The organism is Chelativorans sp. AA-79 (assembly GCF_029457495.1).
In the GTDB taxonomy this organism is placed as follows: Bacteria; Pseudomonadota; Alphaproteobacteria; order Rhizobiales; family Rhizobiaceae; genus Chelativorans.
In genome coordinates, this window is sequence record NZ_CP120361.1 from 2,114,961 (window position 1) to 2,140,692 (window position 25,732).

General features: G+C 65.4%; 21 protein-coding genes, 1 tRNA gene and 1 riboswitch. Of the genes, 9 read left to right on the plus strand and 13 right to left on the minus strand.

Annotated features, from left to right (window positions below; all coding sequences use genetic code 11):
- Nucleotides 1-990: a 4-hydroxythreonine-4-phosphate dehydrogenase PdxA gene (pdxA, locus tag PVE73_RS10215; RefSeq protein ID WP_277366833.1), complete on the minus strand. Its 990-nt coding sequence runs from the start codon at nucleotides 988-990 to the stop codon at nucleotides 1-3.
- 22 nt (nucleotides 991-1,012) lie between these two features.
- On the minus strand, nucleotides 1,013-2,128 hold the full coding sequence (locus PVE73_RS10220) for a sialidase family protein (protein WP_277366834.1): 1,116 nt from the start codon (nucleotides 2,126-2,128) through the stop codon (nucleotides 1,013-1,015).
- A gap of 222 nt (nucleotides 2,129-2,350) precedes the next feature.
- Between PVE73_RS10220 and PVE73_RS10225 the strand changes: the two genes are divergently transcribed.
- The 4 genes from PVE73_RS10225 to PVE73_RS10240 all read left to right on the plus strand — a co-directional run bounded on the left by PVE73_RS10225 (nucleotide 2,351) and on the right by PVE73_RS10240 (nucleotide 7,108).
- Nucleotides 2,351-3,976, plus strand: coding sequence for an ABC transporter substrate-binding protein (locus tag PVE73_RS10225; protein WP_277366835.1), 1,626 nt, complete (start codon nucleotides 2,351-2,353; stop codon nucleotides 3,974-3,976).
- Nucleotides 3,977-4,040: 64 nt separating this feature from the next.
- Nucleotides 4,041-4,988: an ABC transporter permease gene (locus PVE73_RS10230; protein ID WP_277366836.1), complete on the plus strand. Its 948-nt coding sequence runs from the start codon at nucleotides 4,041-4,043 to the stop codon at nucleotides 4,986-4,988.
- A gap of 3 nt (nucleotides 4,989-4,991) precedes the next feature.
- Complete coding sequence (locus PVE73_RS10235; protein ID WP_277366837.1) at nucleotides 4,992-5,942, plus strand: ABC transporter permease; 951 nt, start codon at nucleotides 4,992-4,994, stop codon at nucleotides 5,940-5,942.
- Nucleotides 5,942-7,108, plus strand: coding sequence for an iron-containing alcohol dehydrogenase (locus PVE73_RS10240; protein WP_277366838.1), 1,167 nt, complete (start codon nucleotides 5,942-5,944; stop codon nucleotides 7,106-7,108). Before PVE73_RS10235 ends, PVE73_RS10240 begins: the two co-directional genes overlap by 1 nt.
- Before the next feature lie 12 nt (nucleotides 7,109-7,120).
- Here the strand turns inward: PVE73_RS10240 and PVE73_RS10245 are convergent, their stop codons facing one another.
- Nucleotides 7,121-7,777 carry a FadR/GntR family transcriptional regulator gene (locus PVE73_RS10245; RefSeq protein WP_277367409.1) on the minus strand — a complete coding sequence of 219 codons (657 nt, stop codon included), beginning with the start codon at nucleotides 7,775-7,777 and terminating at the stop codon, nucleotides 7,121-7,123.
- Nucleotides 7,778-7,863: 86 nt separating this feature from the next.
- A complete protein-coding gene (locus tag PVE73_RS10250) occupies nucleotides 7,864-8,934 on the minus strand; it encodes a four-carbon acid sugar kinase family protein (RefSeq protein ID WP_277366839.1) in 1,071 nt (356 codons plus the stop codon).
- Nucleotides 8,935-9,235: 301 nt separating this feature from the next.
- On the opposite strand from PVE73_RS10250, the gene PVE73_RS10255 reads away from it, so the two are divergent.
- On the plus strand, nucleotides 9,236-11,041 hold the full coding sequence (locus PVE73_RS10255) for an ABC transporter ATP-binding protein (RefSeq protein WP_277366840.1): 1,806 nt from the start codon (nucleotides 9,236-9,238) through the stop codon (nucleotides 11,039-11,041).
- Nucleotides 11,042-11,230: 189 nt separating this feature from the next.
- Here the strand turns inward: PVE73_RS10255 and PVE73_RS10260 are convergent.
- Nucleotides 11,231-11,306 (minus strand) — tRNA-Ile (locus PVE73_RS10260).
- 109 nt (nucleotides 11,307-11,415) lie between these two features.
- Here PVE73_RS10260 and PVE73_RS10265 point away from each other — a divergent pair.
- Nucleotides 11,416-12,144 carry an SIMPL domain-containing protein gene (locus PVE73_RS10265; RefSeq protein WP_277366841.1) on the plus strand — a complete coding sequence of 243 codons (729 nt, stop codon included), beginning with the start codon at nucleotides 11,416-11,418 and terminating at the stop codon, nucleotides 12,142-12,144.
- Nucleotides 12,145-12,212: 68 nt separating this feature from the next.
- Here the strand turns inward: PVE73_RS10265 and PVE73_RS10270 are convergent, their stop codons facing one another.
- From PVE73_RS10270 to PVE73_RS10280, 3 genes are all read right to left on the minus strand, one after another.
- Nucleotides 12,213-12,605, minus strand: coding sequence for a hypothetical protein (locus PVE73_RS10270; RefSeq protein WP_277366842.1), 393 nt, complete (start codon nucleotides 12,603-12,605; stop codon nucleotides 12,213-12,215).
- Nucleotides 12,606-12,716: 111 nt separating this feature from the next.
- Nucleotides 12,717-13,133: a nuclear transport factor 2 family protein gene (locus tag PVE73_RS10275; protein ID WP_277366843.1), complete on the minus strand. Its 417-nt coding sequence runs from the start codon at nucleotides 13,131-13,133 to the stop codon at nucleotides 12,717-12,719.
- The gene (locus PVE73_RS10280; RefSeq protein ID WP_277367410.1) at nucleotides 13,130-13,573 is read right to left on the minus strand and encodes a YcgN family cysteine cluster protein; all 444 of its coding nucleotides are present in this window, start codon (nucleotides 13,571-13,573) and stop codon (nucleotides 13,130-13,132) included. The genes PVE73_RS10275 and PVE73_RS10280 overlap by 4 nt, the downstream gene beginning before the upstream one ends.
- A 154-nt stretch (nucleotides 13,574-13,727) precedes the next feature.
- Between PVE73_RS10280 and PVE73_RS10285 the strand changes: the two genes are divergently transcribed.
- Nucleotides 13,728-15,812 (plus strand): OmpA family protein, encoded by a 2,085-nt coding sequence (locus PVE73_RS10285; RefSeq protein WP_277366844.1) that lies wholly within the window; start codon nucleotides 13,728-13,730, stop codon nucleotides 15,810-15,812.
- A 677-nt stretch (nucleotides 15,813-16,489) separates the two neighbouring features.
- Here the strand turns inward: PVE73_RS10285 and PVE73_RS10290 are convergent.
- From PVE73_RS10290 to PVE73_RS10310, 5 genes are read right to left on the minus strand one after another with little or no spacing between them, the layout of a single operon-like run.
- Nucleotides 16,490-17,686 (minus strand): TonB family protein, encoded by a 1,197-nt coding sequence (locus tag PVE73_RS10290; protein ID WP_277366845.1) that lies wholly within the window; start codon nucleotides 17,684-17,686, stop codon nucleotides 16,490-16,492.
- On the minus strand, nucleotides 17,683-18,459 hold the full coding sequence (locus PVE73_RS10295; protein ID WP_277366846.1) for an ABC transporter ATP-binding protein: 777 nt from the start codon (nucleotides 18,457-18,459) through the stop codon (nucleotides 17,683-17,685). The genes PVE73_RS10290 and PVE73_RS10295 overlap by 4 nt, the downstream gene beginning before the upstream one ends.
- Nucleotides 18,459-19,448: an iron ABC transporter permease gene (locus PVE73_RS10300; protein ID WP_277366847.1), complete on the minus strand. Its 990-nt coding sequence runs from the start codon at nucleotides 19,446-19,448 to the stop codon at nucleotides 18,459-18,461. The genes PVE73_RS10295 and PVE73_RS10300 overlap by 1 nt, the downstream gene beginning before the upstream one ends.
- Nucleotides 19,445-20,335, minus strand: coding sequence for an ABC transporter substrate-binding protein (locus PVE73_RS10305; RefSeq protein ID WP_277366848.1), 891 nt, complete (start codon nucleotides 20,333-20,335; stop codon nucleotides 19,445-19,447). The genes PVE73_RS10300 and PVE73_RS10305 overlap by 4 nt, the downstream gene beginning before the upstream one ends.
- Nucleotides 20,335-22,221 carry a TonB-dependent receptor gene (locus PVE73_RS10310; protein ID WP_277366849.1) on the minus strand — a complete coding sequence of 629 codons (1,887 nt, stop codon included), beginning with the start codon at nucleotides 22,219-22,221 and terminating at the stop codon, nucleotides 20,335-20,337. The genes PVE73_RS10305 and PVE73_RS10310 overlap by 1 nt, the downstream gene beginning before the upstream one ends.
- Before the next feature lie 119 nt (nucleotides 22,222-22,340).
- Nucleotides 22,341-22,542, minus strand: a riboswitch (cobalamin riboswitch).
- Between the two features lie 247 nt (nucleotides 22,543-22,789).
- Here PVE73_RS10310 and PVE73_RS10315 point away from each other — a divergent pair.
- Together PVE73_RS10315 and PVE73_RS10320 are read left to right on the plus strand one after the other, a co-directional pair.
- Nucleotides 22,790-24,442, plus strand: a complete 1,653-nt coding sequence (locus tag PVE73_RS10315) for an ABC transporter substrate-binding protein (RefSeq protein WP_277366850.1) — start codon at nucleotides 22,790-22,792, stop codon at nucleotides 24,440-24,442.
- A gap of 252 nt (nucleotides 24,443-24,694) precedes the next feature.
- Nucleotides 24,695-25,732, plus strand: a complete 1,038-nt coding sequence (locus PVE73_RS10320) for an ABC transporter permease (RefSeq protein WP_277366851.1) — start codon at nucleotides 24,695-24,697, stop codon at nucleotides 25,730-25,732.

Sequence of the window (25,732 nt, forward strand, 5' to 3'; positions counted from 1 at the left end):
TCAGGCGGCCGAAGCCGCCAGCTTGCGCGCATAGGCGATGGCAGACAACATGTTGACATGTTTGGCCCGCCCGGTGCCGGCCAGATCGAATGCCGTGCCGTGATCCACCGACGTGCGGTCGATCGGCAGGCCCAGCGAGACATTCACCGCGGTATCGAAGGCCACGAGCTTGATCGGAATGTGGCCCTGGTCGTGATACTGGGCGACCACGAGATCGAAATGCCCTGAATAGGCCCGATAATAGAGCGTGTCCGCGGAGATCGGGCCGACGACGTCGATACCTTCTGCGCGGGCCATTTCCACTCCCGGCGCAACCTGGAGATCGTCCTCGCGGCCGAACAGGCCGTTCTCCCCGCAATGGGGGTTGATGCCGGCGACCGCAATGCGCGGGCTGGCAATGCCGATCCGCTTCAGGTGCGCATGGCCGGTTCTCACTGTTTGCAGGATGCGTTCCGGCGCCGCGCGGCCGATCGCATCGCGCAGCGAAACATGTGTCGAGACATGGATGACGTTCAGCCGCTCCGAGGCAAGCAGCATGAAGGACGAGCGCGAGTTCGTCAGGTGTGCAAGCAGGCCGGTATGGCCATCAAAATGGTGGCCGGCGAGATTGAGCGCCTCCTTGTTGATGGGCGCCGTGACGATGCCGGCGGCAGCGCCCGACCGGGCAAGTTCGACCGCCCGCACGATATAGCGATAGCTCGCCTCGCCGCCGATCGGGTTGAGCTTGCCGAAGGGGACCGGCATGCCTTCCATCGGGACATGTTCGAGGCGCAGCAGGTTCGCTGCGGGAGCCGCATCGGGGGCGCCGAGCTTCAGGGAAACGCCGGTGATGGCGATGGCACGCTCGAGCGTCTCGGCCGAACCAACCACCAATAGCTGCTCGCGCACCTCTTCCGGCAACTCCCCCGCCGCCTTGACGATCACCTCGGGGCCGACCCCGGCCGGGTCTCCCATGGTGATGGCGATCGGCTTTTCGGCTGCGCGAGCCATTAGTTCTCCTCTCGTCCGAGCGTCATGCGCCGGCGACCCAGCCTGGATTGAAGCGGACGAATTTTATCGCCTTGCGGAAATAGGTGAAGGCCACGTTTATCCTGCCTTGCGCGTCGCCGGTGACGGTGGGGTAGGAGAGTTCGCGCATGCGCCGATCCTGCTTGTCCACATTAAGCTCCGGCGGCGGGCTTGGCGCAACCTCGATATCGCGGATGACCGGCCAAGTCTCACCCTCATCCGACGAAAGGGCAATGGAGAGAGGAGTGCGCGGCACGCCCCATGTCGGCCGCCCCTGCGCCTGGGCGCGCACGGCGGGCGTGGCCGAGACGTTGTTGAAAACCAGGGCGAGCGTCCCGTCTGCCAGCGCGCGGCACTGGATGGACGAATTGTTGTTCGGCAGCGGGGTCGGCACCGGCGTCGTCCAAGTTCTCCCCTTGTCGCCAGAGGTCGCGCTCATGATGCTGTCGGCATAGCGGCTGCGGAAGAGGGCGAGCAGCGTCCCGTCGCGCCGCTCGACGATGTTCATGTGCACGGCGCCCCTGCTCTCGGGAACGGGATATTCCGACCAGGTCCTGCCCTGATCGGCCGAAATTTTCACCGCGCTGACGTCGTTCTGGCCATGCCATGTTTCCCCGGGCACCGGCAGGCAATGGAAGATCGGCAGGATCCACTCTCCGCTTGAAAGGACGAGCATGGGCTGGCGGATGAATGTGCCGGGTTCGTCGAAAAGCGTCTCGATGGGTCCCCAGCTCCTGCCGCCATCCTGGGAGATGCGGCGGCGGACGATTGCCGTATCCTGATTGCCGAACTCCTGGGCGGTGTAGAGGAGCCACAGGGCTCCCTCCGGCGTCTCGAACAGGACAGGGTTCTGCTCGGAACGTTCCGGATCGTCGGAGACTTTCGTCTCCGGCGTCCATTGCCGCGATCCCGCCGGCAGGCGGCTGAAATAGATGGACACGTCCGGCTTGCCTTCCTCGGTGCCAGCAAACCAGGTGCAGGCGATGTCGCCATTGCCGAGCGCCAGGAGGAAAGACGCATGAGCCTGAGCGACATGGGTGGGCAGAAAGGCCTCCTCGCGCGCGTCGTCCGCCTCGCTTCGACGGATTATGCCATCCGGATTTATTGCTATCGACGACATCACAGCCCCTCCTGATTAACTTGTAAAGTCATTATCATGCTCTCACTGTTGCGGCAAACACAAAAATTTTCTTGGAAAATCAAAATGTTGTGTAGAATTCCCTATAATTGAAAGACGGATTTAAGATACATGTTGACATGCCGTCTTGGTGTGACATGATCCTGCGCCGTCACCGCTGCGGCTTGGCTCAGGGACGGCGGAAAGAGATCGGGAGGGTTTCCAATGGTGGATCGATTGACTGAGCGCGGCGGCATTTCCCGCCGTGACGTGTTGCGGGGGAGCGCTGGCGTGCTCGTCAGCATGACGGCGTTCGGGCTGGGTTCGGGCAAAGCCGCCGCCCAGGAACAGACGTTCAAAATCATACATCCGTCGTTCGACATGAACTGGTCGCCCATGCGCGGCGGCGGAGCGGCGCTGCGCTGGCACTCTCTGTGGTGGGCGTCGCCGATGTATTTCAACGACAAGGGCGAGATTCAGCCCTACGTCTTCACAAGCTGGCAGCCAAACGCGGATCGGACGGTCTGGACGTTCAAGCTCGACCCCAAGGCGGTGTTCTCCGATGCCTCGCCGATAACGGCGGCTGATGTGAAAGGGTCGTGGGAAGTGGCCTCGATGCCGCTCACGGCCAGCCAGCGCGTTCCGCTCGTGCTCGCGGGCGTCGTCGGCTACGACGAGATTGCGACCGGCAAGGCCAAGGATCTGCCCGGTGTCGAGATCGTCGACGACCAGACGGTCCGGGTGACGCTCAAGCAGCCGGACCCGATCTTCCACATGCGCATCGCCAACCACCTGGTTCCGATCGTCAAGGCTTCGCAGGCGCGCGGCGAGGACGGCAACCAGATCGAAGATTGGTACCTGCCGGAAATGGGCGTGGTGAGCTCCGGCCCGTTCAAGCTCGTCGAAATGAATCTCGACGATGGCTTCGTCGCGTGGGAGCCCAACGAAAACTTCTTCGGCCCCGAGCCCAAGCTCACGCGCATCGAGCTGCGCGTCATCGAGGACTCGGTGACGGCCACCACGCTCCTGAAGCAGGGCGAGTATCATGCACATACGGCGCTGGTGACGCCCACCATCGTCCAGGACCTTGGCCCCGAGTTCAGCATGGGGACAGAGATTCCGAACGGGCAGCACTTCTATTTCAACGCCAAGACACCGCCGTTCGATGACATCAATGTTCGCAAGGCTCTGATCCTGGCGGTCGATCGCGCCCAGATGATGCGGGCCTCGTTCCCGAATGGCCCGCACAAGCAGGCCGAGCAGATCCTGGTGGGTGTCGATGGCGTGGACCCCAATTGGGACCCCTATCCCTATGATCCGGAAGAGGCGAAGCGCCTGCTCGCCGCTTCCTCCTATGGCGGACCGGAACGCCTGCCGCGCATCATCTTTGCCGGCGTCATTGCCCCTGCCGAGCAGGCGGCGGCGCAGTTCGCCGTCGAGCAGTGGCGCCAGAATCTCGGCATCACCGCTGTCGAGCTGAAGCCGACGCTCGACAATTTCTCGCCGGCCGACGTCCATGTCATCCGCGATGACGCCGGGTCGCGCGTGCCCGACGCGACCGAGTTCCTGCGCACGATCATTCATTCGAGCTCGCGCGTGGCGAGGGAGAAGATGAACGGCTACAACAATCCCGAGGTCGATCGCCTGCTGGACGAGGCGGCACCGCTGCCCTTGGACGATCCGCGCCGGAACGAGCTGGCGCAGCAGGCCCAGCGTGTGTTCCGCGAGGACTATCAATTGATCCCCTGGTACATCGAAGCCATGTCCCGTTGGGCGCTGCCCAACATCAAGGGCATGGAAAAGAACCTCGATTGGCAGGTGTTCGCTCCCTGGAACATCGAGATCACCTGACGTCTCCTCCCACGATCGCGTAGGGGCCGCGCCGTTGGCGCGGCCCCGGTGACGAGGCCCAGCCATGCTCGCATATGCCCTCAAGCGGCTGCTTCTTTGGATACCTTCGGTCCTGCTGGTCCTGCTGGCGGTCTACGCACTGGCATTTTATGGGGCAGGAGACCCGATCAAGCTCATCTTCCTGCGCGAGCCGGGCGGAGTTGCCTTCGATCCGGTGCGGTTGGAGGCGATCCGGGAGGCGGCGGGGCTCGACCGGCCGTTCCTCGTGCAATTCGGCAACTATATCTGGAATGTGCTTCACGGCGACTTCGGCAATTCGCTGACCTCCGGCCGCTCGGTCGGGCGCACCATTGCCGCGGCCGCTCCGGTGTCGATTCAGCTCGGTACAATGGCCATCCTGTTGACGGCGCTCGTCGCCATTCCACTGGGTCTCGTTGCCGGCCTGCGCCAGAACACCGCGATCGACTACACCATTCTTGGCTCGGCGCTGTTCCTCTGGGCAATTCCCGCCTATGTGGCCGGCCCGATCCTCATGGTGCTTTTGATCCTCGTCATGCCCGGCGGCACCATCTCCTATGGCTGGGGCGGACTGTTCGACGCCCGGGTGATCCTCCCGCTGATCGTTCTGTCGTTCCATCCAATAGCGCTCATCGTGCGCCAGACGCGCTCGGCGGTGATCGAGGTGCTGAGCGAGGATTTCGTACGGACGGCCAGGGCCAAAGGCCTGCCGGCCCGGAAGATCGTGACGCGGCACATCCTGCGCCCGATCCTCACGCCGGTCCTCACCCAACTCGGGCTGATCATGATCACGCTGGTGAACGGCGCGGTGTTCGTCGAACTGGTCTTCGGCCTGCCCGGCCTGGGACGGCTTGCCATACAGGCACTCCTCAACTCCGACTACCCCATCATCCTTGCAGTAACGCTCATCGCGTCGATGCTGGTGATGGTCTCCAATCTCCTGGTCGATCTCGCCTATCCGCTGCTCGATCCCCGCGCCGCAGAGAGGAGGTAGGCCGTGACCACTGCTGCAGAAACCTCCCAGACCCACGAACATGCCGGCCTGTGGGTCGATGCCTGGGCGCGGCTCAAGGCCAACCGCATCGCCATGGTGGGTCTCCTGCTCATCCTCCTGATGGCGTTTGTCGCCATTTTCGGCCCTTGGCTGACGCCTTACGATTTCCTTACCCAGAATCTCGACGCGCGCAATCTGCCGCCATCGGCGAGCCACTGGCTGGGCACGGATGAGCTCGGCCGCGATGTTGCGAGCCGCGTGATCTACGGCACGCGCACGGCCTTCCTGGTGGCCATCGTCGTCACGGTCATCTCCGTCGCCATCGGTGCAGCGCTCGGCGCGATCGCCGGCTATTTCGGCGGGCGGGTGGATGCGGTCATCATGTGGTTTACCGACATCTTCATGTCGGTGCCCAACCTGCTGCTCGTCATCGTCATCAACACGTCACTCAAGCCCCCGCTCGGGCGCTGGATGGACTCCATGTATCTTTGGAGCGGCAACACGCTCTTCCGCAACACCGTGCTCTTCGACTTCGTCATGGTGTTCGGCACCATCTCACTGGTGATGTGGCCGCCCTACGCCCGCACGGTTCGGGCGCAGATCCTGAGCGTGCGCAACCAGCCTTACGTGCTGGCCGCGCGCGCCCTCGGCCTGCCCAACAGGCATATCATTCTACGTTACCTCATACCCAATTCCGTCGGGCCGCTGATCGTGGCGGTCAGCGCCGGCCTGGGAAGCGCCATGGTGCTCGAGAGCGCCTTCAGTTTCTTAGGCGTGGGCGTCCAGCCGCCGACCCCGAGCTGGGGGCTCATGATTTCCGACGGGCTGCGGACGTGGCAGCAATATCCTCATCTGCTGGCGGCACCTGCCATTGCGCTCGCCATAGCATCGGTCGCCTTCAGCTTCGTGGGTGATGGCCTCAACGACGCTCTCAATCCAAAGGGTGCCAAATAATGTCCTCGGCCGACACGGCTTCCACCACGGCAGCATCCGGTGCCTTCTCCTCGCCTTTACTCCGCCCTTTGTCATTCGTGCAGCCGCCGCGGATTGAATTTGGGTCAGGCAAGGCGCGTCTGCTTGCCGAATTGATCCCGGACTGGCCGGAGCGGCGCGTTCTGGTCGTGGCCGATGCCTTCAATGCCGGGCGAGCCGACCTGTTGGGCCTGCCGCGCCAGAACCTCGTCTTCCCGGAGGCCAAGCCGGAGCCCGACTTGCCCAATCTCGCCCGGCTTCTGGACCAGGCGCGGGGCTTTGCGCCCGACCTCGTCATCGGCTTCGGGGGCGGCAGCGCCATGGACCTCGCCAAGCTCGCCGCCGTCCTGGTCGGGAGCGCGAAGGAATTTCATGCGATCGCCGGCGTGGACAAGGCCGATCCCCGCACGGTCGGGCTCATCGCCATTCCGACCACCTCCGGCACGGGCAGCGAGGTGGGGGCGCGGGCCCTCGTCACCGATCCCGCAAGCCGAAGCAAGGTCGCGGCCGAAAGCAGGCACATGGTGGCGGATATGGCCATCGTGGACCCGGACCTGACCGTTTCCCTGCCACCCGCCGTCACGGCCGCGACGGGCATTGACGCACTTGCCCATTGCGTGGAGGCCTTCACCAGCCGCCGCGCCCATCCCCTCCTCGATATCTACGCGCAGAAGGGCATCGAGCTCGTCGGGCAATACTTGGCGCGCGCCGTGGCCGACGGCGCCGACGTGGAAGCGCGGGCCGGGCTTGCGATGGCGGCGCTTTATGGCGGCTTTTGCCTCGGACCGGTGAACACGACCGCCGGCCATGCCTTGTCCTATCCGCTCGGCACACGTTACGGCATAGCCCACGGTCTCGCGAATGCGGTGATCTTTCCGCATGCCTTGGCCTTCAACGCGCCAGCGCAACCCGAAAAGACCGCCATCATCGCCGAGCTTATGGGCTTCGACGGCAACAGGCTTTTCGACAGCGCCTATCGCTATTGCGCAGAGCTTGGCATCGAGATGCACATGTCGAAATTGGGCGTCCCCCCCGATGACCTGCCTTCCATGGCGGCAGAGGCGCTGGGCATCAGGCGTCTGCTCGACTTCAATCCCCGCGACATGACGGGCAGCGACATCCTGGAAATCTATCGCGCCGCCTGGTAGGTGGGCGCGCGCTTACTGAAGCGACAAATCAAGCAAGCGATCCTCGAACAGGCGATTCCTGGATCCTTCGAGATGCTGACGCATCAGCTGGCGGGCAACTTCCGCATTCCCGTCACGGATGGCTTCATAGATAGCCCGGTGTTCGCCGAGCACTTTCTCCAGCCCGCGCCCCGGCCCCATCAAGGCAAGACCATGCAGCTTCATCCCCACGGCGATGTGGCTGCGCAGGGCCTGCATGGCGGAGCTGTAGTAGTGGTTGTTGGCGGCTTCCGCGATCGCCAGGTGAAAGGCGAAGTCCGCATCTTCCCTGTGGCGCTGTTGGTCGGTGGCGCTGCTCAAGAGTTCGACCACCCGAGCAATCGCCTGGATCGCTGCATCGTTGCGACGACGCGCGGCGTAATAGGCCGCCTCCGGCTCGATGGTGAGGCGGAATTCGTAGCAGCGCTGGATATCGGCAATGGTCTCGACGGGCGGAAAGCCCAGCGAGCGCGGCTCGCTGCGCAACCGAACAAAACTGCCGGAGCCCTGGCGCGAATAGATCAGGCCCTCGTTGCGCAACCGCTCAAGCGCCTCTCGCACGATCGGACGGGACACGTCGAACTGCTCCGACAGTTCCTTTTCGCTCGGCAGCTTGGTGTCCGGTGCATAGTCTCCGTTCGAGATCCGCATCAGAAGCAGCTGATAGACGCGGTCGGCAAACAGCGTGCGGTGCCGCGGCTCCTCGTCGAAGCTGTTTGTCCTGTACTTGGAGCCCGTCATGCTTGTTCTCCCGCAATGCTGGGTTGGGCAAGATGCAGCCGGGCTGTTTCGGCCAGCCGGAGAATGTCATCCGGTGTGCCGAAGCCGCCTGATTTCGTCAAGATTCCAATCGGACGGTCAGCGATCTGCGCCTGCACGGCCGGAATACCCGGCAATGCCTCGCCCAGCACTTCGACACAATCGATGGCGAGCGCGCTCAGCACGGTCTGCGCTGTCTCGCCGCCCGAAAGGAGCATGGTCCTGAACCAGCCCCGCCGCAGCGCCCAGGCCACGGAAGCGCCGAACCGGACCATCGCCTGCGTTCGGTCGGGAGCGTCGAGGGGAACCGTGGCCTGAACGATCGTCACGGGTGGAACGAGAGCCGGCATCTCTATGCCGCCGTCGCTGGACGTCAGGTGCAACGTATCGGGGAGCCGGGCGGTTCTGGCCACCTGCTCGACGGTGATGGGATCGTGCGAACCGACGGCGATCAGAATGGGCGCGCAGATAGGGCCGGACCTCCATTGTGGCCGGGAGGAGAGAACCGAGGCCAGCCCTGCGGCCAAGCCGCTTGCGCCTACGAACAGTACGTCCGCCCACTCGATTCGCGCTATTCGCTCCAGGTCTGACGCCTCTGCGCTGTCAGGCGCTTCGTAAGCGAAAGCGTTTCCGAACACGTCCGCAATGGAAAGCGGCGCGGCCACGCCCATGCCGGTAAGTCGTCCGCCGACGACGAAGCGACCCTGGTCCGGGACGGCCGGGACGATCACCGCCCTGCGGCGTTTGAAGGCCACCAGGCACGCCCGGCTTTCGACCGCAGCATGCCCCTTCAATCGGGAGTCAATCTTCTTGAAGGCGATCTCGGGGCCGGCATCCGCCAGGCGCTGCGCGATGCGGGCCACGATCGCTCCGGCGATGCCGGCCGCCATCTCTCGCGTCGCGGTGTTGACACATATGACGTCGCCATCTTGCGCAAGGGCAGCTTCCACTCCGTCGGGAACTGTGGCGACATGACAGCGCAATCCCTTGGCTGCGAATGGAGCGCAGACATCCAGAGCTCCTGTCAAATCGTCTGCGACGATGGCCACGCGTGCCACTTCCTGCGTCCCTGTGCAGAGAAACCGTTTCCTTGCTTGTAAACATCTCTCGGATTCTGTCAACTTGGACATGCGCTAAAGGAGGCGGACAAGGCAAGAAGTCGGAATGCATCCAGTTGAAATTAAAGCATTTATGAGATTCTCTGCCTTAGGTGAGGAATTTGCTAACTTGACAATTATTCGGAGGTGCCATTAGGTGCCGGGAACCGCCCTGCTGCCAGGCGCGACAACGTGCATGGCTGCCGGCGCGAGAGACAACGTGCAGCCTGCCCCGCCTGCGGAGGAGCATTCGATGGCCTTTCCCGTCCTGTCAGTCGATGGCCTCAGGACCTCGTTTCGGACCCGCGGCAAGTGGACCCCTGTCGTCCACGAGATCGACTTCACAGTCGGCGAGCGCGAGATCGTCGCTCTCGTCGGGGAATCGGGTTCGGGCAAAAGCGTCACCGCCATGTCGGTGATGCGGCTCTTGAACCCGAACCTGACCCGCATCGAAGGCAGCATCAAGCTGGAAGGCGAGGAACTGCTCGAGCTGGACGAGCAGCGGATGAATGCAATCCGCGGCCGGCGTATCGGCATGATCTTCCAGGAGCCGATGACTAGTCTCAACCCTGTGATGCCGGTCGGTGAGCAGATTGCGGAGGCGTTGCTGGCGCACAAGCCGATTTCGCATGCGGAAGCCCGCGCCGAGGCGATCCGGCAGCTTGATCGCGTGCGCATTCCCGATGCGGCCTCACGTTACTCCGAGCATTCATACCAGTTTTCGGGAGGAATGCGCCAGCGCGTGATGATCGCCATGGCGCTCGCTTGCGGCCCGAAGCTGCTGATTGCCGACGAGCCGACGACCGCGCTCGACGTCACCATTCAGGCCCAGATCATCGAACTCATCAAGTCGCTTCAGGAAGAGGAGGGGATGTCGGTCCTCTTCATCACCCACGACATGGGTGTCGTGGCCGAGATCGCCGACCGGACAGTGGTCATGCGCCATGGACGAGTGGTGGAGGAAGGGACGACAGACGCTGTTTTTGCAAATCCCCAGCAGCCTTATACCAAGGCCCTCCTCTCGGCCGTTCCTCGACTGGGCTCGATGACGAATGAACCGCTGCCGCGACGGTTCGCAATCGCGGACCCCGAAACGGGCCTGCTCGGTGAACCGGCGGCCAGCGCGGACACTGTGGATCGCGATGGTCCTCCCGTGCTGGAGGTGAGGAATCTCACCACAAGATTCGCCATCAGATCCGGTCTCATGGGCCGTGTGAAAGGGATGGTCCACGCCGTCGAGAACGTGTCCTTCACATTGCAGCGAGGCGAGACGCTCTCGCTCGTCGGCGAGTCCGGATGCGGCAAATCGACGACCAGCCTTTCCGTCATGAAGCTCCTCTCGCTGGCATCTGGTTCCGTGCGTCTCGACGGCGAAGACGTCACGGGGTTGACCGAGCAGGAGATGCGCAGCCGCCGCAAGCGGATACAGATGATCTTTCAGGATCCCTTCGCCAGTCTCAATCCGCGGATGACCGTCGGCGCCGCCATCGCCGAGCCTCTGCTGCTGCACGAGATGGCCATGCCGGCGGAAGCCCCGGACAAGGTCGCTGAATTGCTGCGACGCGTTGGGTTGTCGCCCGCCATGGCCAATCGCTATCCGCACCAGCTTTCCGGCGGGCAGCGACAGCGCATCTGCATCGCACGCGCCCTGGCGGTTGAGCCGAGCGTCATCGTGGCCGACGAAAGCGTCTCGGCCCTCGACGTCTCCATCAAGGCTCAGGTGGTGAACCTTCTGCTAGAGTTGCAGGAAAGTCTCCGCCTGTCTTACCTCTTCATCTCGCACGATATGGCTGTGGTCGAGCGCATCAGCCACCGTGTGGCTGTGATGTATCTCGGCGAAATTGTCGAGATCGGACCTCGGACCGACATCTTCTCCAACCCGCAGCATCCCTATACCCGCAAGCTGCTTTCCGCCGTGCCGGTGGCAGATCCCGCGCAGCGCAACCGGCGCCGCTTCATCGGGAACGAGGATATCCGCAGCCCCGTCCGCCCGGTCAATTACGTTCCAGCGGAACGGAAATACAGGCAGGTGGCTCAGGGCCATCTCGTGATGGCCTGACAATGCAGTGCACGGAAAATCGAAACTGGCCTGCTTCGCCTCTCGAATGATCAGGCGAGCCCAAGCGACACTGCCTCCGGCAGCGCGATCGCGGGGCCGATCCATTGCTAGCCCCCAGGTGTATTCTTGATGTACACCCGGTTCTGGCGACCAAGAAATTGCAGTGGGGTCAGCTGCTACTTAAGTAGCTGGTGGGCCCGGAGGGACTCGAACCCCCAACCAAGCGGTTATGAGCCGCCGGCTCTAACCATTGAGCTACAGGCCCGGTGCCGCTCAATTAATGAACTTTCCCGCGAGGCACAAGCCTCGGCGCCGCAATCGGTTCATAATCCGCGCTTATTCAGATTCGCGTTCAACAGACTCAGGAGATTGCCATGACCCGTTCCTTCATTCCGCTGGCGCTTGCCGCTTCGTTCCTGGCGGCGCTGCCGGCAGGAGCGCAAGAGTCCGACCGACAGCCGAAGATCTCGGTGACGGGAGAGGGGGAGGCCACCCTTGCTCCGGACATGGCCATCATCAGGCTTTCCGTGGTGCGCGAGGCCGAGACGGCGCGCGAGGCCATGGACGCCAACAGCCAGGCAATGGTCGCCGTGGTCGCCGCACTCAAGGAGGCGGGTATAGAGGAACGCGACCTGCAGACGACCGGCCTCTCCATCGATCCGCGTTATGTCTACCCCAACGACCAAAACGACGAGAAGGAGCCCCGCATCACCGGCTATCAGGTGACGAACGGCCTCACCGTGCGCATCCGCGACCTCGACAAGGTGGGCGAGATCCTCGACCGCTCGGTCACGCTCGGTGTGAACCAGGGCGGCAACATCTTCTTCACCAATGACGATCCGTCTTCGGCGATGAACGATGCACGCAAGAAGGCGGTGGAGGACGCAGTCTCCAAGGCGCGCATCCTGGCCGAGACGGCCGGCGTGAAGCTCGGCGACGTCATCGAGATCTCCGAGCATATGATCGGCACACCCCCGCCCAGGCCGCTCGGCGCCAAGATGATGCGGATGGAGGCGGCAGCCGACGCTTCCGTGCCCGTGCAGGCCGGGGAAAACAGCTACACCGTCCAGGTGAACGTGACCTTCGGCCTCGACCAGCAGTAACGAAGGTCCCAACGACGAAAACGCCGCCAGGATCGCCGGCGGCGTTTTTCTTTCGGTTGGGCTGCGGCCTATCGGGCGCGGATCACCGGGCAGTGCGGCGCACGGGCGAAGACGATGCTTGTGCGGTCGTGGCGCGTGCGGCCGGTGACGCGGATCGTGTTGCGGTTGGCGCGCGTCACCTGCACGTGGCGCAGGCCCATGCGATGGGCCTTTTCCACCGCATCCCGCGGGGTGCAGGCGCGGTCGCGGCGATCCCAGCGGCCCCGGTCCCGGTCGCGGTGATCGCGGCCCCAGCCGCCCCGGTCGCGCCGGTCATGGTCGCGGACATGGATGCCGCCGCGGGCATCGCTGCTGCCGAAGCTGAAATAGATGCCGTCTGCCTGGGCCGTCGCCGGCGCTGCGGCCAGCGTGCCGAGGCCGAGGAGGGCGGAAATGGCTGCGATCTTGATTGTGCGGAACATGCGGGCTCTCCGATCTGGTTCGATGCTTCTCACCGAAGCGATGGCTGGAGAGTGCCAGCCTGCATCTGAACCGGATGCGAACCCACCGTTCATCTGGGGTTCAGTCGCGGGTCAGCCCTTCTCCAGCGCCCGTGAAAGCCTTGTGGGGTCGCAGCAGACGGTGACCCGTGAGATCAAGGCCTCGTCGTCGATGTCGAGGAACAGCCCGGCGGGGAGCCGGAAGGACTGGCCGCTGGCGGGCGGAAAGCCGGGCAGGGCGGCCAGATAGGTTCCGCTCAGGGTGAATTCCGCTGCCGCTCGAAACCCGCCCGGCGCCGTCATCACGGCGATGTCGGCGGCCTCGGCGCGGAAATGGCGTGCGAGTGCGGCAAGGCGCCAGCGGGCTTTCTCCCGCCCGATCTCCCGCGCCTGGCCCGGCACGTCGACGGCCACGTCCTCCGAAAGGCAGGCGATGGTGCCTTCCATATCGCCGGCGTTGAAGGCGGTGAAGGCCCGCATGGTCACATCCCGTGTCTCAGACTCGCTCATGGCTCTTCCTCCAGAACATGCTCGAAATATTCCTCCGCCTCGGCGAGATCGTCCTCATGCGCGCTGATGCGGTCGCGTATGGAGATGCCGGCTTCGTGCACGGTCTCCGCGCTGCCGGAGACCAGCGGATGCCACCAGGGAAGGTCCTTGCCCTCGGCGAGCAGCCTGTAGGCACAGGTGGAAGGAAGCCAGGTGATTTCCCCTACATTCCGCGGCGTCAGCTGCACGCAATCCGGCACGCGTGCAAACCGGCCGGCATAGTCCGTGCAGCGGCAGGTGCCGGCGTCGAACAGGCGGCAGGCGACGCTGGTCCAGTGGATGTCGCCGGTATCCTCGTCCTCGAGCTTGGCAAGGCAGCATTTGCCGCAGCCGTCGCAGAGGGACTCCCACTCGGCCTCGCTCATGGCCGCAAGCGGCTTCGTCTTCCAGAAGGGTTCCATTGCCACGATGTGGCGCGGCGCGGATGGAAGGTCAAGCGGGGTCTTTTGGAGCCCGCACGGCTGCTCACGCCCGCCATCTTTCCGCCCATCGGGGGAACCAAGCAGAACATCGCAAATTTATGCACCGGAAGGGACGCCCACAGGAGCAAGTAGAATGACGAAGTCGAATCGGTTTTGGGCGGGGACTGCATTGTGCCTGCTGATGGCCGCGCCGGTCCCGGCGCAGGCGGATGCCGCGCATCCCGGCACGGCGGAGCATGACATGGGCGCGCCGACATCCCTGATGCTGGCACAGGCAGAAGATCCGAATGCCGCCGGGCAGGAAGGCGGCGCGGAATGCCCGCCCGGAACCGCCCCGGCCGACGGCGGATGCGCTCCGGTGGATCAGGCCCAGCCCCCTGCGGAGGAGCAGGCACCAGAGCCCGCACCCGAGGAAGAGCCGGCGGCTGAAGAACAGCCCGCATCGGAGCCGGAGGCTGCGCCCGCGGAAGAAGCGCCGGCCGAAGAGGCTGCCCCTACGGAAGAGCAGCCGCCCGTCCAGGAAGAGCCTGCGCCGGAGCCGCAAGCCCAGCCGGAGGAAGTTCCCGCCGAAGAAGCCGCGCCGACCGAAGAGCAGGCGCCTCTCCAGCAAGAGGCTCCCGTCGAAGAGCAGGCGCCTGTGGAAGATGCCGCGCCGGCGGAAGAGCAGGCCCCCGCTCAGGAGGAAGCGCCAGCCGCCGACCAGGCGCCGGTGACGGAGGAGGCGCCGATCACGGAGGAGGCTCCGGCCGGTCAGGAAGCGCCGGCCACGGAAGATGCGCCTGCTGCCGAAGAGACGACGCCCATGCAGCCGGAAGCGGCCGAGCCGGCAGAGGAAGGTACGGAGCCGACGCAACCCGCCCCCGCCGAGGAGGCGCCCGCGGGCGAGGAAGCCGCTCCTGCACCCGGGACCGAGCAGCCGGCAACGGAACCCGGCGCCGGCCTGGACGGCGAGCAGCCCACAACGGACGGCCAGACGGAAGAGCAGGCGCAGCCCGGCGCCGAGACCCCGCCCGAGGGCGAGGAAGCCCTGCCCGAGAATGCTGCGCCCGTGCTCGACAGCCAGAAGGAAGCAGAACAGCCGACTGGCGAAGCCCAGCCGACCGATGAGGCGCAGCAGCCCGCCGAAAGCCAGCCGATGCAGCCGGAACAGCAGCAGCAGGCCGAGCCCGCCCAGGAGGCCCAGCCGGCGCCGCTGCCCGAATCCGATGCGCAGGCGCAGCAGGATCTCGTGAACCCCGAGCAGGTGCAGCAGGAAATCCGCTCGATCGTCGAGGAACAGGGCCAGAGGATCGAGCTCGGTCAGACCCCGGAGGACCGGAGGGTACGCCGCCGCGAGATGTTCCAGCCGCGCGAGGCGGCCCGGGTGGTCGAGGAGTTCAACGACAACCGCACGATCGTCGAGATCAACAACCACATCTATGTGGAAAGCCCGGACTACGACCGCATCGTGCGCCGCGACGACCAGGTCTATTACGAGGAATTGCGGGGCGGGCGCGTGCGCGAGGTGATCGAGCGTTCCGACGGAACGCGCGTCATCACCGTGCGCAACCGCTACGGTGACGTGATCCGGCGCGTGCGGGTGACGCCGGAAGGGCGCGAATATGTGCTCGTCTACGTGCCCGACGACCGCTATGACGATGTCCTCGAATTCCGCGATCCCGCCCGCGACCTGCCGCCGCTGCAGCTTACGATCCCCGTCAGCGAGTACATCCTCGAAGCGGAGAGCGTGGACGACCCTCAGCGCTACTACGAGTTCCTCGAGCAGCCGCCCGTGGAACCTGTAACCCGGCTCTATTCGCTGGAGGAGGTGCGCTATTCAGCCCGCGTGCGCGACATGGTGCGGCGCATCGACCTCGACTCGATCAATTTCGAGTTCGGCTCCGCGAGCATTTCGGAAAGTGAGATCCCGAAGCTCGAAGGGGTGGCCACGGCCATGCAGGATATCCTGGAGCGGAATCCGGCCGAGACCTTCCTGATCGAGGGGCATACGGATGCCGTCGGCTCGGAGGTCGCCAACCTCGCGCTGTCCGACCGGCGGGCCGAGGCGGTGGCACAGGCGCTCACGAATGTCTTCGGCATCCCGCCCGAGAACCTGGTGACCCAGGGCTATGGCGAGCAGTACCTGAAGATCAACACGGAACAGCGGGAGCGGGAGAACCGCCGCGTCGCGATCCGCCGCATCACGCCGCTCGTCGCTCCGGTGGCAAGCAACCGATAGGCTTGCCTGCTTCCCCCGCGGCGGAGAGCCCAGGGGGAAGCGCCCGGCGGTTCTCCCTCGGTCGCCCGGGCAGCCGCGGCGAATGCGGCAGAGGCCCCGTCGGTTTACCGGCGGGGTTCTCCCGTTGGGTATGAGGGGATACGGACCTCCGGCGGCTCCGGCTGGATTCGCGGCATGCGCTGCTGCTCGTCCAGCGGGGGCGGCAGTTTCAGCGTCGGCCGGCAGTTGGGGTAGACGCCCACCGTTCCGCTCGGGCAGGCGGACCGCACCGCCGGCCTGCAATTGGGATATACGCCGAGTGTGCCCGGCGGACATGACTGTCGCAGTTGCGGTCTGGTGCAGCGACCGTCGATCTGAACGGAACCCGTGGGGCAGGTGGGTTCGATATTGCGGTGGCGCTGACCGCTCTGGGCGGATGCCGGGGCGGAGAGAGCAACGGCGACGAGGAGAAGACCAGGAAGAAGGCGGTGCTTGCCCGCCGTCCGCCGGCATCGCACTTCAAGTTTGTCCGAGACCATGGCGCTTCTCCGATGTCTTGCTCTGGAGCGATTCCGATCGGGTGATCCGCTCCATCTCTTCGTTCCAAAGCGGTGCGCCGCTCGATTTGCCGTCCGCCGGAATCCTTGCACCGGCGAAACGCTCGAAGCGGATATCGGCCTTTTGCGGCGGAATTCAAGCTAGCGCCGCTTGAAGACCAGTGAGACCATGTTGGTGCCGCCGGTGTAGCCCTCAGGCGGGCGGGGATAAGGCTGGGCGCGGTGGGCCGTGGCCAGCGCTTCCCGGTCGAACACGGCATGGCCGGAGCTTCCGGAAACCTTCGCGCCCCGGAAGCGGCCCCGCGAATCGAGGGTGATCGCCAGCCGGACCGTGCCGGAAATGCCCCTGGCTTCCGGCGGATAATTCTGGTGCCGCCGCACATGCCTGTTGAGCCGGCGTGCATACGCCTCGATCTCGCCCGCGGTCGCGCCGCCTTTTCTGCCGGCCGAAGCGGTGGCGGGCTGACGGGTCGATTCGGCTGGTTTCGCCGCGGCGGCCTGTTTCCGCTTCGCGGGGGCTTCGGCTGACCGGCCTTCCCGTGTTCTCGCCGGCGCGGAAGCCCGCTTGCGTTCCGTCCTCTCCGCCTTTCTTTCGGAAAGCTCGGGGCGGGAGGCGGGCACGGGAATGTTCTCGACCGGCAGCGTGACCGTCGCCACCTCGTCGGACGGAGCGTCCGTTACGTCCTCCGGCGCCGGCTCGGCTTGCGGCCGGTCCCGCTGCGCTTCCGCCCGCGCGGGGCGGTGCGGTGCAGGTTCCATCGATGGCCGTGCCTCGGCGGTCTCCGCCTCGGATGGGGGAGCGGCGTGTTCCGCCCGGTCCGACGCGGGCTTCTCCGAAACCTCTCCGGTCCGGGTGCTCTCTCGCCGCGGCCCCTCGTGGGTGACTTCTTGCTTTGCCGGGGCATCCTTCGGAGCAGGTGTATGGTTCGCGGAGGCCTGCGGTTCGGCGGCAGGTGACGATCGAGCCGCGGGCCTTTGCTGTCCCGCATCGGACGAAGGCGGCTCTTCCAGCACGATTTCCACGCTTGCCGCTTCGGCCGTCGCTTCCACGCCCGGTCTGGCGATCCGCTCGACGAGAAAGGAGAGCACACCTGCATGCACCAGCGCCGAAAAGCCCAGTGCGAGCACAAGGCCGATCGAGTAGGCGCGGGTGCGGCGCGGGAGGAAGGGTTCAGTCGGGCCGGGCAGGGCAGGCCCGGCCTCGCCTGCGGGAAGAGCGGCGTCGAGGACCACCGGCGGCGTCTCCGCCTTCGCCCCAGCCGTTTCGGGGCGCGGCGGCTCTACCGGCTCGGCCGCGGCAAGCTCACGCAGGTGCGCGATCTTCGGCCAGGGAATCATGGCGCACCCGTCAGCCCCGTGGGCGCAAGGATCATGCCGCCCTCGTCGCGCGCGAAATGCGCCGTCACACCGTAGACTTCCGCCAGCCGCTCAGGCGTCATGACCTCTTCCGGCGCACCTTCGGCGGCGGTCCGCCCCTCCTTCAGCATCACCACGCGATCGCACCAGCGGGCGGCGAGCGTGAGATCGTGCAGGGAGACGAGGATGGTGCGGCCCTCGGCGGCGAGGCGGCGCAGCGCGTGCATCATCATCATCTGGTGGGCCGGATCCAGTCCGGAGGCCGGCTCGTCGGCGATCAGGAGCGATGTGGATTGCGCGACGGCTCGGGCGGCAAGCACGCGCGCCTGCTCGCCGCCGGAAAGCTCCGTCGCCGGCCGCTGGGCGAGATGCGCGATGTCCATCAGCTTCAGGGCATCCGCGACGATCCGCTCGTCCTCAACCGTGGGACGGACTCCGAAGCTGCGCCAGGGGAGCCTTCCGAGCGCCACCAGATCGCGCACGGTGAGCCGCCAGCCGATCACGCGGGCCTGCGGCAGGTAGGCGAGGAGGCGCGCTCGGGCAGCCGGAGCAAGGCCGGCGAGATCCCCGCCATCGAGCCGCATCCTGCCGCCTGCCGCGATTTGCCCCGCCAGAGCGCGCATCAGGGTGGACTTGCCGGCGCCGTTCGGGCCCAGCAGGCCCACCACCTCGCCGGGCGAAAGCGCCATATTGATGCCGTGGAGCACCGGGCGGCCGGACAGCGAGACATCGAGATGCTCCACGACGAGTCGCATCAGAAGACCTCCCGGCGGGAGCGTACGACCAGCCAGAGGAAGAAGGGCGCGCCGATGAGCGCCGTCAGCACGCCGACATTGAGCTCGCCCGCAGGCAGCACGATGCGCACCGCCACATCGGCGGCGAGCAGCAGAGCGGCGCCGCCGAGGCCCGCCGGCAGAAGCAGGCGGCTCGGCAGGCGGTTCGTCAGAGGGCGGATGAGATGGGGCACGACCAGCCCCACGAAGCCGATCGTGCCGGCAACGGCGGTGGCAGCGCTCACGCCGAGCGCGACGCCCATGATGATGAGAAGCCGCGTGCGGGGCATATGCGTGCCGAGGCTCGCGGCCGCCTCCTCGCCCAGGGACAGCGCGTCGATGGCGCGGGCGGCGAGCGCGATCAGCAGCCAGCCCGCCGCCATCAGGGGGAGGGCGATCCAGACATGCTCGATCGACCGGTCCTTGAGCGAGCCGAGCAGCCAGAAGATGATCTCGTAGCTCGCGAAGGGGTTGGGCGAGAGGTTGAGCACGAGCGAGGTCAGCGCCCCGGAAAGGCTGGAGAGTGCCACGCCCGCGAGAATCAGCGTGAGCGTCGAGCCGCTGCGGGCGGCAAGCGCCAGAAGCAGGAGGACGGCGACCAGCGCCCCGATCAGCGCGCCGGCAGGCAGGGCATAGAGCGTGCTGCCCGCGAGGCCCGAATAGAAAATCAGGACGGCGCCGAAGGCCGCCACGGCCGAAACGCCGATGATGCCGGGCTCCGCCAGCGGGTTGCGCAGGAAGCCCTGCAGCACGGCGCCTGAGACGCCGAGCGTGAAGCCGATGCCGAGGCCCAGGAGCGCCCGGGGCAGGCGGATCTCGCGCATGATGATCGCCGCCGCCTCGCCCCCGCCCGCGAAAAGCCCGCGAACGCTTTCCGAAACGCCCAGCTCCGCCGGCCCCACGGCGAGCGAGGCGATGAAGAGGGCGAGCATCAGCGCGCCCAGCGCGAGATTGAGGGCGAGCGGCTTCATTGCGTCGCCTCGCAGGGCGCGATCTCCTCGCGCAAGGCGGCGAGCGCCTTTACCGCCTCGATGACGAAGGGGCCGCCGCAGGACCATGCGCCGCGCGGCACGAAGGGGCCGATGCGCGTCTCCTCGAGCGCGCGCAGCGCCGGATGGTATGGCACGCGCGCGCCGAGCGACGGCGCATCCTCCTCGCCCGCCCGGGTGATGATGACATCGGGCTCCTTTTCCACGATCAGCTCGATCGGCAGGGGGGCCATCCCGACGATGCCCGCTTCGGCGGCCAGGTTGCGGAAGCCCGCCGCCGCGAGCACCGAATCCGCCAGAGTGCCGCTTCCCGCGGCCACCCCGCCCTGCTCGAAGGCGAGCGCGGTCGGAGGCTTGGCGCACTGCCGGGCTTCGATTTCGCCAAGCTCGGTCTCGAACCTTTCCGCCATCGCTTCCGCCTGCTCATCGCGCCCGAGGAGCGCCCCCATCCGCCGGATCTCGCCGGGGATGGTGTCGAGCGTCTGGACGAAGCTGAACTCCTCCACGCGAAAGCCGAGCCGCTTCAGGAGCCCGGTCGTGTTCTGCAGGGAATAGGTGCCGGTGACGACGAGGTCGGGCCGTTCGAGGAACACTTCCTCCGCCCGGCCATGGTTGACCGGATAGGACCCGGCCTCGCGGTGCATGGGGGAGAGCGACGGGTCGCGCGAGAGGAATGAGACGGAGACGAGCTGCCCGGGGGCGGCGAGCGCCATGGCAAGCTGGTCCGTGCACAGGTTGAGCGACATGACTCGCGATGGTGCGTCGGCTGCGGTTGGCTGGGCAAAAAGCAAAAATGCCGGCGCGAGAACCGCGCCGGCACATAGAACGAAGCCGGAAAGATGCAGGACGATGTTCCGGCCCGCCGTCATCACGGCCCGAACTTCGCCTTGAAGCCCGCGAAGACCGAGATGTCCGGCGTGCCGTAGCCGCGGGCGGTCTGGTAATCCTGGTCGAGCAGGTTCTCCACGCGCAGGTAGAGCTCGGTGTCTTCCGTCGGCTTGTAGGCCACCTTGGCGTTGAGCAGGAAATAGTCGTCGAGCTCGAATTCGTCCGAATCCACAGTGTCGAGCGCGACCTTGCCCATGGCCGAGATCATCCATTTTTCGGTCGGCCTGTAGGCCGCCGTCAGGCCGACGGCGTGGCGGGGGATGCGCACGAGCCGGTCGTCGTTCTGGTCCTTCGAATCCGTGTAGGTGTAGGAGCCGGTGAAGGAGAAACGGTCGTCCGGGCGCCATGTGAGGGAGGTCTCCACGCCGCGCGAGGTGGAGGTGCCTTCGATCTGCGTGTAGGCCCCGTTCTCATAGGCGATCAGGTCTTCGATCTCGAGATCGAAATAGGTCACGTCGGCGATGAGCGCGCCGCCGAGGAATCGCTGTTCCACGCCGATGTCGAAGCCGGTGCTCGTCTCCGGATCGAGGTTCGGATTGGCGCCGAAGGGGCCGAAGAGCTCGTTGAGGCTGGGCGCGCGGAAGCCCGTACCGAAGGAGCCGTGCAGGCGCGTGCCGGTCTGGGCGAAGAGATAGGATCCCGTCAGGCGGTAGGTGGTGTGGCCGCCGAATTCGGAATGATGGTCGTGTCGCAGCCCCGCGGTGAGCGTCAGATCCTCGACCGGCGTGAGGATCGCCTCCGTCCAGAGGCCGGTCATGTGGAAATCCGCGTCGATCTCCGGGTTGAACGCGCCCTCGGGGAAGGTGGCCTCCTGCTTCTCGTAATCCGCGCCCGCCTGCAGGGTCAGCCATTCGGTCACGTCGAAGGCGCCCTGGTAGTCGATCTTCTTGCGGCGGCCCTCATAGGTGCCGTCGAAGGTGGTGCCGTCGATGGTGCGTTCCAGATCGAAGGCCTGGACCGAGACGGTGTTGCGGAAGCGGCCGTCGAGGAGGTTAAGGTTGAAGCCGGCGCGGCCCGCAAGCTGCTTGCTCACATTCGTCGCCGTCGGATTGTCCGTCGGCGGCACGAAATCGCCGGTGAAGAAATCCGTGAAGCCGGAATCGTCGAACTCCGCCTCGGCGTCGATCAGCAGCGCGGAGCCGAAGACGGAGAAGACGTCGGAGAATGCATGCTCGGCGGCGATATCCAGCGTGATGTTCTCATAGCCATCGCGTTCGGGATTGCCGGCATGCTCCTCCGCCGCGGAGATGCCGTCGGTGCGGAAGCCGGTCGCGTTGAAGGAGAGGCGCGAGTCAGCGTTCGCCGCGCGCAGGCCGTAGGTGCCCCGCGCGGTGCCGAAGGAGCCGCCTTCGCCGGAGATCAGGTGCGTCACGCCCGGCTCGATCTCGCCGAAGGTGGAGAGGCTGACGACGCCCGCGATCGCATCCGAACCGTAGAGCGTGCTCTGGGAGCCGCGCAGCACCTCGATGGAATCGATGCCGCCGGAGAGCAGATACTGGTAGGAGGTCTGGACCTGGGTGTTGGTGGGGTCGGAGATGTCGATCCCGTTATAGAGCGTCTTCACATAGCGCCGGGGGGCGCCGCGGATCGCCAGGCTGGATTCGGTGCCCGGCCCGCCGGGGGAGGTGATCGCCACGCCCGGCACGAGCGTCAGGTAGTCGAGGACGAGCGGCTGCGACTGCTCGGCTATCTCTTCGCTGTCGATGCGGGTGACCGAGGAACCGGTCCTGGAAAGTTCAGTGGGCGCACGATCCGGCGTCACCACGATCTCGCCGAGATCGAGGTCCTGCGCGTCTGCGCCGCCTGAGGCAAGCATGATGGAAAGGGCCGAAACGCCGGCCAGGAATGTCTTCGATGATGCGGTCATGTCGTCCCCTCCGCACATACCCCGGTATGCTGGAGGAACGGCCGTCTTGGCCTGGTCCCCGCCAGCGATGACTGTCCGTCACCACTGCGAAAACCACAGCTCCGGAAGCGTCCCGCATCCGGCAGGTGACGACCCGAGGCAGGTTTCCTGGCTTGCGCTTCACCGGTATCCTCGCCTTCCCAGGCCGCAACGGCCCAGTGGCAAATGAGAAGACCTCGGCGCTCACAGTTGCGGGAGCAGCTACGGTTCAGGCGGAAACCGCCCTTCCATATTCCCTTTTAACCCCGCGTTCCGCGGGGCACCTCAGGCACGAAGCGAGCATTATCAATGCGCCGGCACGCCGTCAATCGGCGCTTGGCGCCGCCTCGAAACGGCCGCGATATTGTCGAAGACGCAGGGTAGCCAAAACGGTATTCTCCCGGCTCAACTTGCTGCACGCCGCCAGGTGCCGGGCAACTGACAGGGTCCCGTCAGGAAAGGCTCTTTGACAAGGCGGCTGTGGTTGCGGAATGTTAGGGATCAGGCCATCCAGACGGCAGTAGATCGGCAACCCGAGGGGAGAGAGCCCATGAAATTCTTCAAGAGCAACAGTGGAGCCGTCCCCGCGCGTATCGAGGCACTCGGCGAGAAGGCCCGGACCGGCCGGATCGACCGCCGCGAATTCCTGGCGCTCGCGAGCACCTTCGGCGCGACCGCTGCCGGCGCCTATGCGATGGCGGGCCTGACCTTGCCCGTCCGGGCGCTGGCGCAGGAGCCGAGGCAAGGCGGCGTGCTCAAGATGGCCATGTGGATCAAGGAACCCAAGGATCCACGCACGGCCGACTGGTCCGAGATCGCCAACGCCATGCGCCAGACGCTGGAGCCGCTCGTCAAATACACCGCCGACTTCACCTTCGAGGGGCGGCTGCTCGAAAGCTGGGAGGTGAACGAGGAGGCGACGGAATACGTGCTTCACGTCCGGCCGGGGGTGACCTGGAACAATGGCGATCCCTTCACGGCCGACGACGTGATCTACAACATCACCCGCTGGTGCGACCAGACGGCCGAAGGCAATTCCATGGCCACGCGGCTGACCTCGCTTATCGAGCCGGGGACCAAGAAGGTCCGGGACGGCGCCCTCGAAAAGGTGGACGACCATACGGTGAGGCTCGTCCTGCAGCAGCCGGATATCTCGATCATCGCGAACTTCACCGATTATCCCGCGCTCGTGGTGCACCGGAGCTTCGACGAGACGGGCCGCGATTTCGTGGCGAACCCGATCGGCACGGGGCCGTTCGAGCTCGTGTCCTACGAGGTGGGCAACCGCGTCGTCGTCAAGCGGCGCGAGAACGGCCAGTGGTGGGGTGGCGAGCCCTATCTCGACGGGGTGGAGTTCATCGACTATGGAACCGATCCTTCCGCCATGGTCTCGGCCTTCGAGGCGGGCGAGATCCACACGAATTACGAGACCAGCGCCGATTACGTCGACATCCTGGACGGGCTGGGGCTGGTGAAGAGCGAGACCTTGACGGCCGCCACCATCGTCGCCCGCACCAATGTCACCAACAAGCCGTATGACGACCAGCGCGTGCGCCGGGCGCTGCAGCTTGCGGTGGACAATGCGACGGTGCTTGCGCTCGGCTACGGAAATGCCGGCGACGTGGCCGAAAACCACCACGTCTGCCCGATCCATCCCGAATATGCCGAACTGCCGAAGGTCGGGCGGGACATGGACGAGGCGAAGGCGCTGATGGAGGAAGCCGGACAGAGCGATTTCGAGCATGTGCTGATCACGGTGGACGAGGACTGGCACAAGAACACCGGCGATGCGATCGCCGCCCAGATCCGCGAGGCGGGGTTCAAGGTCAAGCGCGAGGTCCTGCCCGGCTCAACCTTCTGGAACGACTGGATGAAATATCCTTTCTCCATGACCAACTGGGCCTCGCGTCCGCTCGGCATCCAGACGGTGGCGCTCGCCTATCGCTCTGGCGAGTCGTGGAACGAGTCCGGCTATTCCAACCCGGAGCTCGACGCGATGATCGACAAGGCGCTGACCATACCCGATCCGGACGAGCGCCGGGGGGTGATGGAGGAGATCGAGCAGCATATCCAGGATTCCGGCATCATCATCCAGCCCTATTGGCGCAGGGTCTACAACCACTCGGTCGAGGCGGTGAAGAACCACAGGATCCATCCGGGTTTCGAGGTGGAGTTCGGGAAGGTGTGGCTGGACGAGGCGTGAGGCGAAAAGCTGATAATTGGCCAAGACTGAGTTGTAGTGGCGCGTCGATGTTCAGGCATGGATCCTCGGGTCAAGCCCGAGGATGACGAAAGCGGGGTTGCTGGCCGCAAGACACCGACGTCGGTGCTTGGCGGAGGCCTCTCCTCCTCGTCATCCTCGGGCTTGACCCGAGGATCCATGCCTGAACGAACCCGCTAAGCCAGCGGTGAAAGCAAGGACTGCTGGTATGGGACAACAATCTTCGGGGCGGGAATGCTGAGTTTCATCACCCGCCGCCTGGCCGGCATGGCACTCGCGATGCTGTGCCTTTCGCTGGCGGTCTTCTACCTCGTCAATCTGGAGCCGAACCTGAAGAAGCTGGCGATCAGTCAGCTCGACATGCGCTCTTCGGCGCAAGACCTGGAGAGCTGGCTCGAACGGAACGGTTATCGCGAGAATTTCCTGGTGCGCTACGGCCAGTGGCTGGGCGTCGTGCCGAAGGCTCCGGGCGTCGATGCGGGGACGGGCGAGGCTTCGCCGCGCTTCAGGTTTTGCGATGAACCGGCGGAACTGCGCTATTCCGGTGTCCTGCAGGGCGATTTCGGCTGCTCGACCAAGTTCAAGGTGCCCGTGGTCCAGAAGCTCTTTCCCGCGCTTCAAGCCACCGGGGTCCTGATGTTCTGGGTGATGGCGGTGATGGTGCCCGTCTCGCTGCTGATCGGCGTGCTGGCGGGCATGCGCGAGGGCAGCCGCACCGACCGGACGCTCTCCACCGCCTCCATCATCACCGCCGCGACGCCGGAATATATCTCCGGCGTCATCCTCACGGTGATCTTCGCCTCCTGGCTCGGCTGGCTCAATGGCTCGGCCGCTTCCGCTACGAACCAGGGCGTGACCTTCTACAATTTCGCCCTGCCGGTGATGACCATGGCCATCTACGGGACGGGCTATATCGCGCGCATGACGCGAGCCTCCATGGCCGAGGTGATGACGCAGCAATATATTCGCACGGCACGGCTGAAAGGCTTGAGCTTTGGCGCGGTGGTGTTCAGGCACGCGCTGCGCAACGCGCTCATTGCGCCCTTCACCGTCATCATGCTGCAGTTCCCGTGGCTCCTTACCGGTGTTGCGATCGTGGAGGTGATGTTCCGCTATCAGGGGTTCGGCTTCACGCTGGTCGAGGGGGCGGCCAACAACGATATCGACCTGCTTCTCGCCTGTTCGCTGATTTCGGTTTTCGTGGTGCTCACGACCCAGCTCGTTTCCGATGTGGGCTACGCGGTCCTCAATCCGCGCATCCGCGTGCGATAG